Genomic DNA, 14,752 nt, shown 5'->3' with positions numbered 1-14,752 from the left:
ACTACTGCCTTCGCCATTCGGGACTTGAACCCTATAGATAGCGCCCATGCTGGGCGCACACAAAAAACATTGCCCATTTCGTTCGGGCAATGTTTTCATTTGTTCCTCCATTCTAGAGTTTTTCCGAGTTTTCTCGGCATCAACGGAGTAACGGCTGACTAATAAGGTCAATTTTTAATCTGGAGCAGCTACGGGTATCCAACCTGTTAGCAATGCTCCACCCTCCGGATGGTTGCCTGCGGAGAGTTCGCCTCCGTGTCGTCGTACAATTCTTTGTGAAATGGTTAACCCTAGTCCGCTGCCTCCAGTTGAACGGTTTCTGGATTCTTCGCCGCGATAGAGAGGTTCAAAAACTCGTTGCAGTTCTTCCGAGGAGAAGCCCGGCCCTGTATCACGCATCGTAAACTTTACTCTATTATCCTCTTTATAACATTGAACAGCTATTTCACCATTGGTGGGTGTGTGTCTAACTGCATTGTCCAAGAGGTTGTTGATAGAACGCTCCAATAAGTGCATGTCACCGCTAATGAAGCAACCGTCTGCAGCATGGTTCGAGATCGAAATGTGCTTTTGCCGGGCTAGCGGAATTAGACTGTCAATCGACTTCTGAAGTAAGAGTTTAAAATCAACCGTCTGGTTGTGTAGGTTCATCTCCACATACTCCATCTTTGTAAATGTGAAAAGGTCCTCTACCAGCCGGTCCAATTGCGCCGATTTTTCCTTACAAATCGCCAGATATTTTGTTATTTTCTCCGGAGATTGTGCAATGCCTTGTTCCAGACCATCCAAATAACCTCGTAAGGCAAACAATGGGGTCCGTAAATCATGCGCGACAGCGGCGATGACAAATCGACGTTCTTCTTCCAATTCCGCTTGTTTTTGAAAAGATTGTTGAAGCCCCTTCACCATCACTTCAAATCCGTCGCGTACTTCTGAGATTTCGGTGATCCTGGACAAAGGCAGCTTTACATCCCAATCTCCTGCGGCGATTTGCCTAGCTGCCAAGCTCATCTTTTCGAGGGGCTTAAGAAGGAACCTTCGCATTTCAATACCGATAATAAAGATAGCTAGCAATAACCCGGCAAACATCGAAATCATCTGAACCGTATTCGACTTCGGGAGATAAATGATGACTTTTCCGATTAAATGACCGTTCTCAATGATGGCGAACCTTTCGGTTGACGACAAAGAGCCATGGCGTTCCGGATTAGACCGGAAAATATCCTGATCGGACGCAGATAGAATAGCCGCCTCCATCTTCGCTTGCTGCAACTCTTTATACAATTGGTTTTGCCAATTCGGATCCCTCCATTGGTCCGGGTTCGTTTCGATCAGTTGGATGATATCGGTCAAATTTCTTTGCTGAATCTCATCTTGTAACCCATTACTGGGGTAGCTGAGCGTTTTCGTCTCCAAGAAGTGAGCTGTAAGTAAAAAGATCCATGGTACCAACATTATGAAAATAAAGATCAGCATAGTAAATGTTCGAATGCGCAGCGTTCTCATTTTATCCTCCCTCGAAGCGATACCCTACTCCCCAAACGTTGACCAGGAATTGTGGGCGGTTCGGATCGGATTCGATTTTTTCGCGAAGTCGACCGAGATGCACCCTAATCGTATGCTTATCGCCCACCCCATCCCAAAATTTTGCAAGGATCTGTTCATATGAAAAAACATGTCTGGGGTGTTCGGCAAATAATCGCAGCAACTCATATTCCCTCGGCGTGAGCACTACCTTCTTCCCCTCCACGATCACTTCTCTTGTGGACAGATTTAGCTTGAGGCGGCCAAAATCCAAGATCCTTTCATTCATTTGCTGCTGAGAAGCAGAACGCCGCAATACAGCTTTGACCCTGGCTATGATCTCACCAGGCGAAGCGCTTTTGACGATATAATCATCGCCGCCGAGCGTCAGCCCTCGAATCTTATCCACATCATCACTGCGTGCGCTTAAGAAAAGGATTGGAACGTTGCTCACCGCCCGGATCCGGCGACATAACTCAAATCCGTTTTGTCCCGGCATCATGATGTCAAGAACAATACAATGAATGGAACTCTGCTCAAACAAGGCCCAAGCCTCAGCGGTGTCGCAAGCGGTTATAACGTGAAAATTTTCGTACTCTAAAAAGTCTCTCAATAATTCAACGATACTTTGGTCATCGTCTACAACCAGTATCGTACTTACTTCGCTCATGAACGATCCCACCTTTGCGTCCTAGTTTATCATTTTTTCTACAAGAGCGAACGTAATCTCATATTTTGTGATGGAATGTTTATATTTTTGTTACCTTTTTACATCTTCGTTTGAGAGATTCATTTGTTATGATTCTTCTTGCGTACACGGACGGCAAATATCGCGGGTAGTGACTTGTCCCACGCAGTAACTGATGAAGTCTTTAAATACGAGGAGGTGTATAGATGTTAACAGTTCAAATTGTGCTTTTTGACGGCTTCGACCTTCTGGATGCCATTGCACCTTACGAGGTTTTTTGCGCCGCTGCCATGTATGCTGAAAACGCGCTAAACGTAGAATTCGTCACCGCCGAAGGGCCGAGGTCCGTGGCTAGCGGCATCAACGGATTAAAAATTGAAGCGAGCGGCAGACTGAACCCGGAACGTGCGGATATCATTCTCGTGCCTGGCGCGTCAGGGGACGTCGAAGGAGATGGCCCCGATTCGATCCCGGCTATTCTAACGCGAGCAATGAATACAGAATTGACCGGAATGATCGGGCAGGCAATCGGGCAAAAGGACATCGTCGTCGCCACGGTTTGTGGCGGTTCCCTGTTGCTGGCCATGGGAGGGCTCATGGAAGGCAGACCGGCAGTAACGCACCGTATGGGCATGGATTTACTAGGAGCAACCGGTGCCATTCCCGTCCCCGCACGCGTAGTGGACGACGGCAACCTGGTAACCGGCGGCGGCGTCACTTCGGGACTCGATGTAGCGCTGTATCTGGTGGAACGCGAGCTTGGATCGCGTATCGCACACGCGGTAGAGCAGTTGTTCGAATATGAACGGAGGGGAACGGTTTGGCGGGAAAAAGGAATTGCGCCTAGCTCTCATCAGGCAGTGACGGGTGAAGAGACGAACATCGCAAAGAATCAAGCGGTAATGACTCACGACACCCCACATGACAATATCGCGCAGGCGTCTATCTTCGACGGTGATTGGGACACGACAATCGCTGCCCCAGTCGGGAAACTGCAGGTCAAGCTCACCATCTCCACAAGTAATGGGATGATCCAAGGCAAGGCAACACAAGGGGGAGAGACGGTCGAATTTATAAACCCCGTACTTAAGGACAATAAGCTGATCTGGTCGCTACATATCACGAAACCCATGCGCTTAAATCTGAAATTCGAAGTTGCCGCGGGCGGAGATGACATGACCGGGGTCGCCAGGGCCGGCATACTGCCGGCATCCAAATTAACAGGCAAGCGGGTTTCCTTGCCTTGAAATGTGTAGTGATAATAAAAGTGAAGCCGTGGGGGTTTAGGATTGCATGAAGAAGCGGAAAACATTATATGGGCTTTTAGCCTTCGTCAGTATTCTATTTATCCTTTACGCCTTGGTGACTAATTATATGATCGATCCCAGAGCAGAGGTATTTTTAAGCTATAAAACCGGGCTGAAGCGCGAGTTAAATCTTCCGGTCTGGTTAAGCGTTATGCACGTTCATGTTGCGTTTGCCTGCATCGCCATGGCGGCGGGGCTGCTCAACTTTTCCAAACGAATCTTTGAAAAAAGCCGCAAGTTTCATCGCATTAACGGCTATGTTTATTTAGTGTCCGTACTTCTTGTCGTGATTACTTCCGGGTACATGGCGCCTTACGCCACCGGAGGAAAAATAAGCAGCATGGGGTTCAATGTGCTTAATATTATATGGCTGCTTATCACCATTATGGCGCTCGTCCAAATCAAAAAGAAACGGATGATCCGGCACCGGAACTGGATGATCCGAAGTTACGCCTTTTGTTTTACGAACATGTCGATTCATCTCATCACCTCCCTTTTTCATCAGGGATTCGGTCTCGGTTACTCTACTGGCTATACAATTGGCGTTTACGGTTCCATCGTGCTGCTGTTGGTCATTCCTAACGTCATCATTAGAATGATCGGTCAATCAGAGAGGTAACGGTTACCCCTAGCTATATGAAGCTATGTGAAGAAAAAAAAATCCCTTAAGGCTAACGAATTTTATTGCGTTTATGCCTTGAGCTATACGAAAGGAATTGGTATAAAGATGAAAAAAATTTTGGGACTACTCATGGCGCTGGCACTAGTTTTAAGTCTAGTCGGCCCTGCTGCAAGTGCGGAAACAAAAGAGAAAAATGATGCATCCAAGAACAAAAGCAGACATGTTCAAATCGTATTATTCGATGGTTTCGATCTGATGGACGCATTAGCGCCATATGAAGTATTCGCTGCCGCGGGAATGTACTCAAAAGGAGCAGTTACTGTGGAATTGGTATCCGCAGAAGGTAAGCGTTCTGTCCCGAGCGGTCTGAATGGGCCCGCCCTCGAAGCGCAAGCCGCATTAGACCCGAATCGTCCGGGAATTATTTTGGTGCCTGGAGCTTCTGGCAAGCCGGGGGGAAATTCGGAAGATGCCATTCCGAACATATTAAGACAGGCTATGAAGACAGGCTTACCGGGTATGTTGAAACAAGCTTTTAATAATAAGGAAGTCACTGTGGCTACCGTATGTGGAGGTACATTGCTGCCTGCCATGCAAGGTTTGTTGAAAGATAGACATGCGGTCACCAATCACATAGGCATGGATGCGTTAGGAGCTCTCGGTGCAATTCCAGTTGAAGCAAGAGTCGTTGAAGATAGTCCTCGCTTCGTGAGTGGGGGAGGCGTGACTTCGGGTCTTGACGTGGCCTTGTATTTGGTCGATCGTGAGTTAGGGCCCCAAATCGCAAATGCCGTAGAAAAGTTATTCGAATACGAGAAAAGAGGCACAGTGTGGAAAGCGGAAGGCATTGCGCCGATCGATTTTAATACGAGACCAAAAGCGTCAGAAGAAAAACAACCAACTTCTAATTCTGCGAGTACTCCCGAAAAGTGAGGAACCTTTTCGATAAACGCAACTAAAGAATCAATTTCATAATTCATAAGCCTTGCAAGATAAGTGTTTTCCGTCACTGGAAAAATAACTTACCTCTCCGACAGAGGGCGTTTTGAAATTGGATATAATACCCAACATTTCTAGAGTTCCCCCTTACGCGTCGTGGAAAGAACCAAGGTCTCTAATAGAGAACATTTTGACGCACTTGGTGGGTAAATGATCACCAATCAGGCTTCGAACGAATAAAAGTCCATAATTAGCGAAGATTGTTCGTTGTTTATGGACTTTTGTTCGTTCGAGCCCCGAAATGGCCATTTCTCCGAAATTTAGCGTCAAACTTGTTCACTATCAACGACCTTTGTTCTTTGTCCAGCTGGTAACCGAAGGTTACCCCACGCATAGCTGATCTGCAGCAGGAGAACCTAACAACAGGGCCAGTTTAACAAATCTAATGTATAATTGACGATTGCTGGATTCAGCCAACCGAGAATGATTATTTCCTTAATTTGAGTTGCCTTCATCAACTTTAATCATCAAACTAACGGCCTTGCCGATTGCTTCCCTTGTCTCGTTTGGCGTTTTCAAAGCATTTGGGTCGTACGACGGACCAAAAGGGTTTGTTTCTGTCCATGATGTAGCTAAGGCCATGATAGCAGTCAAAAGAAAACCAGGGGTGAATGTCGTTCCTACCAACCCGGCGTTTTGCGCATTCATTACCTCTTTTATTTTCTTTTGTTGGACAGAGGCACGCTCGGTTAAGTTAACGACCTTTTGTTCCAACCCGTACCAAGTCATTAATCTAAATATATCGGGATGTGCCATAGCAAAATCAAATACCCTCGCCGCATAACCGGGAAGATCATCAGGTGTGAAGGTTATTTCTTCATAGACACGTGTCAGGTTATTCTGAAGAACAGTTGTAAAAAGGGTCTCTTTATTTTCAAAGTAAATATAGATCATGTTCTTGTTGCATCCGGCGTTCTTTGCAATGCGATCCACACGTGCGCCAGCGATGCCATAGGAGGAGAACTCCTCCATTGCTGCTTCTAAAATCCGCTCTTTTGTTGCTTCAGCGTTTCTCAAAGGATGTACCTCCTTGTTCATGCATTTTGTATTTAACAATATATCACACGAATCGTTCGATAGACAAACCGGTTAGTTAGATCTATTCGCGACTGATTTCAGCGTCGGCGCACTCCGCGATAATCCTTGAGTTGCTGGAAAACATAACTTTAACGCACTTGTTGAATTTAAATAAAGAATGCTGCCGTTACTTACGCGGCAGCATTTGCATGATTAGTAAACTATCGTTTCTCGAGGGAACGTAATGAACTTATGAGGTTGTAACAATCTAAACCTAAGCATCCATGTAACCTGTTCGGTTAGCAGTCAGACACATCTAAATATTGTTTCTTTATGAGTGATTTCGTTGTTAAATCATATATGATAATTCCTTCGTTTGTGTCGTTAAGCTGATCAACTAAATGTCCTTGATTATTCCATACTGCTGATTGCCCCACACTTTCAAAATTGTCACAAAACCCAATACAATTCGCCATCAAAACGGTCATTGAATAGGTATTTGCAATATGCGGGTAATGGCTCATTGCTTTGCTAACTCCATTTCGAGACTTAGCTACGCTTGCAAGATAAACGTTTGCCCCCAGCTTATTTGCTTGTTCTGCATGTTCGATCTGCAGAGACTCATAGCAAATAGCAGGAGCAACCCTGGTACCATCTAGAGTCAAAACTAGTTGTTCACGGCCACCAACGAAGTATGGGAATTCATCGGCATGTAATTTTTGCTTCGAATATGTTTGTCTGGGTTGGTTAGGTTGAAAGATTATCATGCTGATGAGAATTCCTGAGACGGACTTCGTCGGTACGCCGATCCCGATTGTAATATGATTTTTATCGCTAATGTGCTGAAAATCATCAAATCTTTGATCGTATTGGTCTGTCGCTAAATCCAATGCAAGTTCGGGTTCATAGCCCGTCACAGAAAGTTCCGGGAAAAAGATTGCACTTGCTTGGCCAGATGCTGCAAGAGAGATAAGTGCTTTGTGTTTTTCAATATTTTTCAAGATGTTACCCTTCTCGGGCATCATTTGAGCAACCGCTATTTTCAGTCGAAACTACCTCCGTTCTTCGTTTCTACTTCCCCGATGCAATTGCAGCAATAATCCGAATAACTTCGTATATTAGACCTCAACAAATATGTTATAATCAGCCATTCAAATTTTGATTTTCCAAGATTTCTTTGTCTTCAGCATTATCGCGAGTAACTTTTTGTACCCCAATAGAGCTGTAGGAGATCAAAAGCATAACGGCAATGTAGTAACCTTTGACGTTTAATTCGAATGGAGCGTTAAATAGTCCAATGAAAAACATGCCGAATCCGATTATTAAACCGACTATCGCCATTCCTGTGAAGGCGGGAGTGTTACGCATACGATGTTTAGGATTTTCGTTTTTTAGTTCTCTGTCCTCCGCGTTGTCCCGTACCACCTTTTGGGTAACTATACTTGTAATGGTGATTAAGAACATACATAACAAATAGTAACCTTTGACGTTTAATTGCCAATCAGCATTGTAGATACCGAGGCAATATAAGAACAATCCTGCGGCAAGTGCGAAATAAGAAGCGGCTGTAAAAGCAACTGTGTTGCGTCTTTGATACTTTGGGTACATTTGGGGGTCCTCCTCTTAAGGTTACGAACAACCTAAAATGGTATGCAAATCTTTAGTTTATAATCAAAATTGGTTCTCTTTTACAAATATTAACTTACAGGGCAGCATGTGAAAAGGCTTATTTTCATCTAGTACCTTAGTTTAAACGTCCAGGTTTTCTTAAAATGCAGAGAAGGCTGCCTGATATGCCGGCAGCCTTCTGGTTTATCCATATTAATTCTCATACGTGCTTAGTCGATTATTCGAATAAGATCGCGGTATTCCGAGATTCCAGCATCTCTACCGCGCATCGCTCCAACAGCGATGACATTTTCCTGTAAAACGATCCTCCCAGACTTAGCCTTTCCACTCCCAGGTCCTTCAACTTAACGACACTGGTAAGACCAGGCATTGACATTACATTAAGAGGTGCGGGTGTGGAGGATGCGATGGATTTGATTTCTTCCTCATCCTTTAGCCCCGGGACGAAGATCCCGCTTGCGCCGCTCTCCAAAAAAGCTTTTGCCCGAGTCAGTGTTTCGCTCAGAGGATCTTCTTGATTCAGAATATAGGTGTCGGTTCTGGCGTTGATATAAAAATGGTCGAAACCATGATTCTCTAGGGTGGCCCTTATTTTGGACAGGAGATCGCATCGATCCGTGACCTGCTTCAGCTCCGTTGCCCGATTCTAAATAGCAGCAACAGTTCATCCGACTCGTGCAGCTTTTGAAACAGTTTAATATTGTTCATATTCTTTTCCTTCGTCAGATTATAACTTCCAGGAATCCGAAGCCGGTCCATATAGATCGCGCATGGATACTGGCAGGCCCAGCTGCTTCATATAGGTGAACATTTGGCCACGGTGGTGATAAAGATGCGTGGTGATCTCCATCAGCCATTTGATCTGGACAGCCGGTTGATGTGTGGCAAAAAAGGGGGCGGTCGATTTGTAAAGGAGCTCCGTTTCATCCAAGGAATTCATGTAGTCTTTTAACGCAGCGACTCCGCGATGCATGACATCCGATAAGGCAGCTGCATCTTTTAGATGCCTGATGGACACGACAAGACCTCTTACCTGCTCCATGGATTGTTCCTGAAGGATGGCTAGTTCTTGTGCAGGCACATGAACGAGATGACGGGCAAGCTCAATTAAACTCCGCATATTTTCGCGGGGGCGATACTCCCAATGCTCCTCTTTGATCATGGAAAGCAATGAACAGGTCGTGGTGAGCGCAAGCTCCATTTCTTCAAAAAGAAGGTTCATGATACGGGAAATTTCCAGATTCATCTTCTCTCATCCTTTCTATATGTGCAAAAGTTGCTTCGCTAATGACTATAGCACGTAAATAAGTCAAATCTTGGCTTATTTGGCGTGGTAAAATGAAAGAAAATGTGCGGCGAGGGATGAGTTTATTTTGATAAAATCACAGCGTCTCATTCGACTAATGATGGTGATCAACGCAAAAAAGTCGTTTACAGTCAAGGAGCTTGCCGACGAGTTTGGCTTGTCTCCGCGTACGATTACCCGAGATTTGCAGGAACTTAGCGAAGTGGGCTTTCCTATCTATACGGTGCAGGGCCGCGGCGGCGGTTATCGGCTGCTGCAGGAAAGGATGCTGCCGCCGATTGCCTTCTCGGAGAACGAAGCGGTCGCCGTGTTTTTTGCCTGCCAATCGCTGCAATATTTTGGCTCGGTCCCCTTTGATGAAAGTGCGGCTTCTGCGATTCACAAGTTTTATCATTACTTGCCTGCCGATGCGAAGGAACAAATCGACCGACTCAGGAATCGGGTCGTGATCTGGAGTCCTCGTCGGACGATGTCCGCGGACTGTCTCCAGACCTTGCTTCAAGCAATCATGAACGACAGCGTCGTGACCATTACATATAAATCCGGTGATGGAGTAACGCAAAGAGATATTCAACCGGTCGGTCTCTATGCGAGCGAAGGATACTGGTATTGTCCGGCCTATTGCTTCTTGCGTCGAACGTATCGTCTTTTCCGAGCGGACCGCATCGGCTTCGCCAGTTTGAATGATACGCTTCCTTACCGGCAGGATCTGAGCGGCAGATCGGTATTTGATTGGATCACACCGGATTTAACTCGATTTGATCATCAGCGCGACTTGATCGTAGAGTTAAGTGAGGAAGCCGTGCGTTCGCTTGAAACCAATGTTTGGTTCGGTTCTCATATTGAAGTTCACGAAGATGGAAGAGGAACCCTGCGATTTCGGATTCCTGTTCAGAAAATAGCATTTTTTGTGGATTTGGTATGGCAGCTGGGAGGAGAAGCAAGGATTGTGGAACCTGTAGAAGCTATAGATTATATAAAACAAAAAATAGATACTATCAGACAGCGCTATCTTTGAACTTTCAAAAGTTCCTAGTCTTTTACTGCCGAAATTAATAAGAACATCGGGCGCCGAATTTCTTCTTGCCAGGCAAAATTCTTATCCAGCATATCTTGGGTTGGTTGAAGTTCGGAAAGCTTCATAATTTTGAACCCGGATTCAATTAATGAGTTAATATGGGTGGTAACGGTGCGATGGTATTTGATGACATCATTGTCCAAAAATCTGGACTGCCGCGGACCTTCATTGTGGTAGTTGTCGACAGGCCAATGCAGCTTCTCGCCTTGCTGGCCGTAGTACCAATCTTGTGCGGCGAGCGCGGTGAAGATAGGATGCTCAACCGATAGCACGAAGGTACCACCTGGTGCAAGGCAATGATAAACTTTACGGCAAATGATGTCGAAGTTCTCTACATAGTGGAGCGCAAGAGAACTTATCACTGCGTCGAACTCTCCTTCAGCAAAGTCGATGTCTTCGATTGCAAGACGCCGGTATTCAATTTGTGGATCGTCAGTCATAGCTTTAGCTCGTTCTAACATATTCTCCGAAAGATCTACGCCTACCACCGATCGCGCCTGACGTTCGCGCGCAAAACGGCAATGCCAGCCAAAACCGCAGCCAAGATCAAGCACCTTTTTATCGCGCAGATCCGGAAGCAATGTACGAAAGGCGGTCCATTCACCGGCAGCATCCAATCCGCCCAGCGAGCGCGGCATCTGACTATATTTCTCGAAGAACCCGGAATCATCGTATTTGTTCTGTTTCACAATAACCGAAACCTCCAAATGATTTAATAACCTACTTATATTTTAACTTCAAACCATGGAGGGTATCTAACGATATTTTTATTTTAATAAAACAATACTACCCGCCTCCTCATAATCAGAATTTCCTTTTCAATCTTGCGTTCCGCCCGACCTCCATTCGATGGACGATTTGACCATATTTCGTATCCAAAGAGGGGTCTGTAGCTCTCGAAGTTTATCTGTCGCGGTTAGCTGCCTGTACTTGTTTAATACTTGAATCGAAGCCTTCTTCAGTCATTTAATACACTTTCTACACCTGGGGCAGAAAGGGAAATCGTCGGCACGCGTTGAAAAAAGATTTAGAAAAATTTTTTCGACCTGTCGATTTCGGTGTCACCCGTTCGTTGCGAATATAGAGCTAAATTATAAGGAGGAGATTCACGATGAGATTTATGATGATTGTCAAAGCAACAAAAGATTCTGAAGCCGGCGTAATGCCAAGTCAAGAGCTTTTTGACGCCATGGCGAGGTACAACGAGGAGCTGGCGAGGGCCGGCGTGTTGGTCGCAGCGGAAGGACTCCATCCGAGTTCGAGTGCGATTCGCATCTCTTATCCCGAACCCGGTGGAAAGCCGAAAGTGGTTGACGGTCCTTTTACAGAAGCAAAGGAGCTGATCGCGGGATTCACGTTAATAGATGTGAAGTCGAGGGAAGAGGCAATCGAGTGGGCGATGCGAATGCCGGATCCACACGGCTTCGGGGAAGGGGAAATTGAGTTGCGCCAAGTGTTCGAAGCGCCGGAACTGACGCAGGACCCAGAGGCGTTAGCCAAAGAGCTTGAAATGCGGGCACAGGTCACGAGGAAGCCGAGGTCGTGAAGGAATCCGCAGTCCAACGCACCATCGATGGAATCTGGAGAATCGAGTCGGCCAGAATCATTGCCGGTCTGGCTCGTATGGTACGCGATGTCGGGCTTGCCGAGGATCTGGCTCAAGATGCGCTTATCATCGCGCTCGAGCGGTGGCCGAAGATCGGCATACCCGAAAACCCCGGAGCGTGGCTGATGACAACCGCGAAGCGACGGGCTATCGATCACCTGCGCAGGAACAAGTTACGCGACCGCAAATACGAGGAGCTAGGCTGGGAAATCGACCGGCAGCACGAGCCGGATTGGGATGAAGCGCTTGACGATCCCGTTGGCGATGATCTCCTTCGCCTCATCTTCACGACGTGCCATCCTGTCCTTTCCGCAGAGGCGCGGGTGGCGCTCACGCTTCGGCTGCTCGGGGGATTGACGACTGAAGAAATCGCAAGCGCGTTCCTTGTTCCGGAACCGACCGTCGCCCAGCGGATCGTTCGAGCGAAGCGCACACTCGCAGCAGCACGCGTTCCTTTTGAAGTGCCGCCGAAAGCCGAGCTGACGGCGCGGCTGTCGTCTGTGCTCGAGGTCATCTACCTCATGTTCAATGAAGGGTACGCCGCATCTTCCGGCGGAAGCTGGATCCGGCCCATGCTCTGCGATGAGGCGCTGCGGCTTGGAAGGATACTCGCTGAGATAGCGCCAGCAGAGCCGGAAGTCCATGGACTCGTGGCACTGATGGAAATTCAATCGTCCAGATTCCGGGCGCGGGTCAGCCCAAGTGGGGAACCAATTCTGCTCATGGACCAGAGCCGGGCGCTATGGGATCACCTTCTCATCCGTCGAGGGCTAACCGCGATCGAACGAGCCGAGCGTCTCGGCAAAGCGTTCGGTCCTTATTTGATCCAAGCCTCGATCGCGGCGTGTCACGCCAGTGCTCGAACGGCTTCAGAGACGGACTGGATTCGGATTTCTGCTCTTTACGACGCTCTCTCCCAAGTCGCGCCATCCCCCGTCGTCGAACTGAATCGCGCTGTCGCGCTCTCGATGGCGTTCGGCCCGGAAGTGGGCCTAGAAGTCGTCGATGCGTTAATGCAAGAACCTTCCTTGAAAAATTATCATCTTTTACCTAGCGTACGAGGGGACTTTCTCCTGAAGCTGGGCCGCAAGCAAGAAGCCTGTTCAGAATTCAAACGAGCTGCAGCTTTGGCGCGCAATGAGAAGGAGCGCGAGCTGCTCTTGAAACGTGCGTCAGAGAGCACCGCATAATCAGATAAGCATATGATAGGAGAAATTCAAATGAGCCAAGAAGTTACCGAGTTTATCGAGAAAGTCAAAGAGCCGTGGCAAGCCAGTCTGTGCCATGATTTACGCCAAATTGTACATAACGCCATTCCCGACGTTCAGGAGCGCATGCAATACAACAAGCCTCATTTCCTGAAAAACAAAAAATATGCAGCAGTGATCTCGACTTCGAAGGATGCTATCAGCTTCACGATCTTCAATGCGGCTGGGCTGGAGCTGCCCGAAGGATTGTTCGACGGCCCTCCGGAACGGAAGACGATCAAGTTCCGCAATGGCCAGCAAATTGAGGGCGAAATGCTAACCGCTCTGGTAAAACAAGCCTCCAGTACGCTATAAACGAACGCCGCCCATCATTGGGCGGTTTCTTATTTTTGAACCGTTCTAGCCTGTCGATTTTCACGGATTCCATTCGTCGTTTATATAGAGGCAATACGAAAGCCTCAATGATAGGAGGTAAACACGATGCGATTCATGTTGATCATCAAAGCGACGAATGCTTCCGAATCCGGACAGCCGTCAGGACGGGAAGTGCTTGAAGCGATGCGGAAGTACCACGAACAATTGGCTAGAGCCGGTGTGCTGCTCGCCTCCGAAGATCTTCTTCCGAGCTCAAGCGCTACCCGTCTCTCTTATCCTGTTCCAGGAGATGAAGCGGTCATGAAGGAAGGTCCCTTTATCGAGACAAGAGAACTCGTCGCCGGCTTCACGCTTATCGAGGTAAGATCGAGAGAAGAAGCAATCGAGTGGGCATTCCGGATGCCGGATCCCCACGGATTCGGAGAAGGAGAGATCGAGCTTCGTCAGTTGGATGAGATGCCCGAAAAATATCTATAATTTTTTCCCACGGATGTGTCGATTCTCCCGTCGGCGGTTCGTCGCTTTAATAGAGACTTGGATAAATATATTGCAAAGGAGAATTTTCATGTACACGGTAACATCGAAAGACGGCACCAAGATTGCCTATGACAAATCCGGTCAAGGCCCGGCACTTATCTTAGTTGGGGGAGCGTTCAGCTACCGCAAATTCCCAGGACTGGTGAAGTTGGCATCCATGTTATCAGAGCGCTTCACGGTCTACAATTATGACCGCCGCGGTCGCGGGGACAGCGGAGACAAGCAGCCCTATGCCATCGAGCGAGAGATCGAAGATCTTCAGGCTTTGATCGATGAGGTCGGCGGTTCGGCTTATGTATGGGGGCTGTCGTCCGGCGCGGTTCTTGCCTTGCAGGCAGCGGCGAGAGGGGCCAACATCGCGAAATTGGCGCTACATGAGCCTCCGTTTATCGTGGATATGGCGGACCGCCAGCCGCCTAAAGATTTTATCAGTCAAGTTACGGAACTGATTGCAGACAATCGCCGTGCCGAAGCCATCAAATATTTCATGACCGAAGGGATGGGCGTACCTGCCTTCGTTATCGGGATCATGCGCTTGTTGCCAGGCGTATGGTCTAACCTGATGGCGGTAGCGCACACGCTCCCCTATGATGCGGCATTGCTCGATGGATATACGGCAGGAAAGCCGCTGCCAACCGAGGCATGGAGCACGGTTCAAATGCCTACACTTGTGCTCGAGGGTACGGAGAGCCCGGTTTCGATGCGTCGCGCCGCTCAGGCGCTGGCCAAGGCGCTCCCCCGTTCGCAACTGAAAAGCAAGAAGGGACTCGGCCACACGAAGAAGCTTGATGCGAAGATCATTTCATCGGAGCTTGTGACATTCTTTACGGGAAAATAACTATGGGAAGAAGATCAC

General features: G+C 47.6%; 17 protein-coding genes and 1 pseudogene. 10 read left to right on the top strand and 8 right to left on the bottom strand.

Features of this window, described 5'->3' with window-relative positions; translation table 11 throughout:
- Positions 1-174: 174 nt before the first annotated feature.
- Positions 175-1,506 (bottom strand): sensor histidine kinase, encoded by a 1,332-nt coding sequence (locus ACFQZT_RS15285; RefSeq protein ID WP_379301283.1) that lies wholly within the window; start codon positions 1,504-1,506, stop codon positions 175-177.
- A gap of 1 nt (position 1,507) precedes the next feature.
- Positions 1,508-2,194 carry a response regulator transcription factor gene (locus tag ACFQZT_RS15280; RefSeq protein ID WP_379301281.1) on the bottom strand — a complete coding sequence of 229 codons (687 nt, stop codon included), beginning with the start codon at positions 2,192-2,194 and terminating at the stop codon, positions 1,508-1,510.
- 224 nt (positions 2,195-2,418) lie between these two features.
- Between ACFQZT_RS15280 and ACFQZT_RS15275 the strand changes: the two genes are divergently transcribed.
- The 3 genes from ACFQZT_RS15275 to ACFQZT_RS15265 all read left to right on the top strand — a co-directional run bounded on the left by ACFQZT_RS15275 (position 2,419) and on the right by ACFQZT_RS15265 (position 5,074).
- Positions 2,419-3,459, top strand: a complete 1,041-nt coding sequence (locus ACFQZT_RS15275; protein ID WP_379301279.1) for a DJ-1/PfpI family protein — start codon at positions 2,419-2,421, stop codon at positions 3,457-3,459.
- A gap of 46 nt (positions 3,460-3,505) precedes the next feature.
- A complete protein-coding gene (locus tag ACFQZT_RS15270) occupies positions 3,506-4,138 on the top strand; it encodes a DUF2306 domain-containing protein (protein ID WP_379301277.1) in 633 nt (210 codons plus the stop codon).
- 108 nt (positions 4,139-4,246) lie between these two features.
- Positions 4,247-5,074 carry a DJ-1/PfpI family protein gene (locus ACFQZT_RS15265; RefSeq protein ID WP_379301275.1) on the top strand — a complete coding sequence of 276 codons (828 nt, stop codon included), beginning with the start codon at positions 4,247-4,249 and terminating at the stop codon, positions 5,072-5,074.
- A 501-nt stretch (positions 5,075-5,575) separates the two neighbouring features.
- On the opposite strand, the gene ACFQZT_RS15260 is transcribed toward ACFQZT_RS15265, so the two are convergent.
- The 3 genes from ACFQZT_RS15260 to ACFQZT_RS15250 all read right to left on the bottom strand — a co-directional run bounded on the left by ACFQZT_RS15260 (position 5,576) and on the right by ACFQZT_RS15250 (position 7,765).
- Positions 5,576-6,157 (bottom strand): TetR family transcriptional regulator, encoded by a 582-nt coding sequence (locus ACFQZT_RS15260; protein ID WP_379301273.1) that lies wholly within the window; start codon positions 6,155-6,157, stop codon positions 5,576-5,578.
- A gap of 299 nt (positions 6,158-6,456) precedes the next feature.
- A complete protein-coding gene (locus tag ACFQZT_RS15255; RefSeq protein WP_379301291.1) occupies positions 6,457-7,197 on the bottom strand; it encodes a carbon-nitrogen hydrolase family protein in 741 nt (246 codons plus the stop codon).
- A gap of 103 nt (positions 7,198-7,300) precedes the next feature.
- Positions 7,301-7,765: a YiaA/YiaB family inner membrane protein gene (locus ACFQZT_RS15250; protein WP_379301271.1), complete on the bottom strand. Its 465-nt coding sequence runs from the start codon at positions 7,763-7,765 to the stop codon at positions 7,301-7,303.
- Between the two features lie 164 nt (positions 7,766-7,929).
- Between ACFQZT_RS15250 and ACFQZT_RS15245 the strand changes: the two genes are divergently transcribed.
- Positions 7,930-8,085, top strand: a complete 156-nt coding sequence (locus ACFQZT_RS15245) for a hypothetical protein (RefSeq protein ID WP_379301269.1) — start codon at positions 7,930-7,932, stop codon at positions 8,083-8,085.
- 14 nt (positions 8,086-8,099) lie between these two features.
- Here ACFQZT_RS15245 and ACFQZT_RS15240 read toward each other — a convergent pair.
- Both ACFQZT_RS15240 and ACFQZT_RS15235 read right to left on the bottom strand, forming a co-directional pair.
- Positions 8,100-8,378, bottom strand: a pseudogene (locus ACFQZT_RS15240) (isocitrate lyase/phosphoenolpyruvate mutase family protein); the annotation flags it as partial.
- A 135-nt stretch (positions 8,379-8,513) separates the two neighbouring features.
- On the bottom strand, positions 8,514-9,032 hold the full coding sequence (locus ACFQZT_RS15235) for a DinB family protein (RefSeq protein WP_379301267.1): 519 nt from the start codon (positions 9,030-9,032) through the stop codon (positions 8,514-8,516).
- 127 nt (positions 9,033-9,159) lie between these two features.
- On the opposite strand from ACFQZT_RS15235, the gene ACFQZT_RS15230 reads away from it, so the two are divergent.
- Positions 9,160-10,110, top strand: a complete 951-nt coding sequence (locus ACFQZT_RS15230) for a helix-turn-helix transcriptional regulator (RefSeq protein ID WP_379301265.1) — start codon at positions 9,160-9,162, stop codon at positions 10,108-10,110.
- Between the two features lie 14 nt (positions 10,111-10,124).
- On the opposite strand, the gene ACFQZT_RS15225 is transcribed toward ACFQZT_RS15230, so the two are convergent.
- A complete protein-coding gene (locus ACFQZT_RS15225; RefSeq protein WP_379301262.1) occupies positions 10,125-10,859 on the bottom strand; it encodes a class I SAM-dependent methyltransferase in 735 nt (244 codons plus the stop codon).
- 422 nt (positions 10,860-11,281) lie between these two features.
- Here ACFQZT_RS15225 and ACFQZT_RS15220 point away from each other — a divergent pair, with 422 nt between their 5' ends.
- The 5 genes from ACFQZT_RS15220 to ACFQZT_RS15200 all read left to right on the top strand — a co-directional run bounded on the left by ACFQZT_RS15220 (position 11,282) and on the right by ACFQZT_RS15200 (position 14,734).
- Complete coding sequence (locus tag ACFQZT_RS15220) at positions 11,282-11,716, top strand: YciI family protein (protein ID WP_379301260.1); 435 nt, start codon at positions 11,282-11,284, stop codon at positions 11,714-11,716.
- Complete coding sequence (locus ACFQZT_RS15215; protein ID WP_379301258.1) at positions 11,713-12,966, top strand: RNA polymerase sigma factor; 1,254 nt, start codon at positions 11,713-11,715, stop codon at positions 12,964-12,966. Before ACFQZT_RS15220 ends, ACFQZT_RS15215 begins: the two co-directional genes overlap by 4 nt.
- A gap of 30 nt (positions 12,967-12,996) precedes the next feature.
- Complete coding sequence (locus ACFQZT_RS15210) at positions 12,997-13,338, top strand: DUF1801 domain-containing protein (protein ID WP_379301256.1); 342 nt, start codon at positions 12,997-12,999, stop codon at positions 13,336-13,338.
- A gap of 126 nt (positions 13,339-13,464) precedes the next feature.
- Positions 13,465-13,836, top strand: a complete 372-nt coding sequence (locus tag ACFQZT_RS15205) for a YciI family protein (RefSeq protein ID WP_379301254.1) — start codon at positions 13,465-13,467, stop codon at positions 13,834-13,836.
- A gap of 88 nt (positions 13,837-13,924) precedes the next feature.
- Entirely contained in the window at positions 13,925-14,734 is an 810-nt protein-coding gene (locus tag ACFQZT_RS15200) for an alpha/beta fold hydrolase (RefSeq protein WP_379301252.1), read from the top strand.
- Positions 14,735-14,752 lie beyond the last annotated feature (18 nt).

The sequence above is a fragment of the Paenibacillus sp. GCM10027628 genome (genome assembly GCF_042676385.1).
Taxonomy (GTDB): Bacteria; Bacillota; Bacilli; order Paenibacillales; family NBRC-103111; genus Paenibacillus_E.
Note: the sequence above shows the minus strand (reverse complement) of the source record. Positions and strands in the feature narration are given on the sequence as shown.

What these genes read in the sequence shown, in the direction of transcription:
- ACFQZT_RS15270 (WP_379301277.1), top strand. Translation starts at nt 3,506, where the DNA reads ATGAAGAAGCGGAAAACATTATATGGGCTTTTAGCCTTCGTCAGTATT.
- ACFQZT_RS15220 (WP_379301260.1), top strand. Translation starts at nt 11,282, where the DNA reads ATGAGATTTATGATGATTGTCAAAGCAACAAAAGATTCTGAAGCCGGC.
- ACFQZT_RS15285 (WP_379301283.1), bottom strand. Translation starts at nt 1,506, where the DNA reads ATGAGAACGCTGCGCATTCGAACATTTACTATGCTGATCTTTATTTTC.
- ACFQZT_RS15265 (WP_379301275.1), top strand. Translation starts at nt 4,247, where the DNA reads ATGAAAAAAATTTTGGGACTACTCATGGCGCTGGCACTAGTTTTAAGT.
- ACFQZT_RS15235 (WP_379301267.1), bottom strand. Translation starts at nt 9,032, where the DNA reads ATGAATCTGGAAATTTCCCGTATCATGAACCTTCTTTTTGAAGAAATG.
- ACFQZT_RS15200 (WP_379301252.1), top strand. Translation starts at nt 13,925, where the DNA reads ATGTACACGGTAACATCGAAAGACGGCACCAAGATTGCCTATGACAAA.
- ACFQZT_RS15250 (WP_379301271.1), bottom strand. Translation starts at nt 7,765, where the DNA reads ATGTACCCAAAGTATCAAAGACGCAACACAGTTGCTTTTACAGCCGCT.
- ACFQZT_RS15280 (WP_379301281.1), bottom strand. Translation starts at nt 2,194, where the DNA reads ATGAGCGAAGTAAGTACGATACTGGTTGTAGACGATGACCAAAGTATC.
- ACFQZT_RS15205 (WP_379301254.1), top strand. Translation starts at nt 13,465, where the DNA reads ATGCGATTCATGTTGATCATCAAAGCGACGAATGCTTCCGAATCCGGA.
- ACFQZT_RS15210 (WP_379301256.1), top strand. Translation starts at nt 12,997, where the DNA reads ATGAGCCAAGAAGTTACCGAGTTTATCGAGAAAGTCAAAGAGCCGTGG.
- ACFQZT_RS15245 (WP_379301269.1), top strand. Translation starts at nt 7,930, where the DNA reads ATGCAGAGAAGGCTGCCTGATATGCCGGCAGCCTTCTGGTTTATCCAT.
- ACFQZT_RS15275 (WP_379301279.1), top strand. Translation starts at nt 2,419, where the DNA reads ATGTTAACAGTTCAAATTGTGCTTTTTGACGGCTTCGACCTTCTGGAT.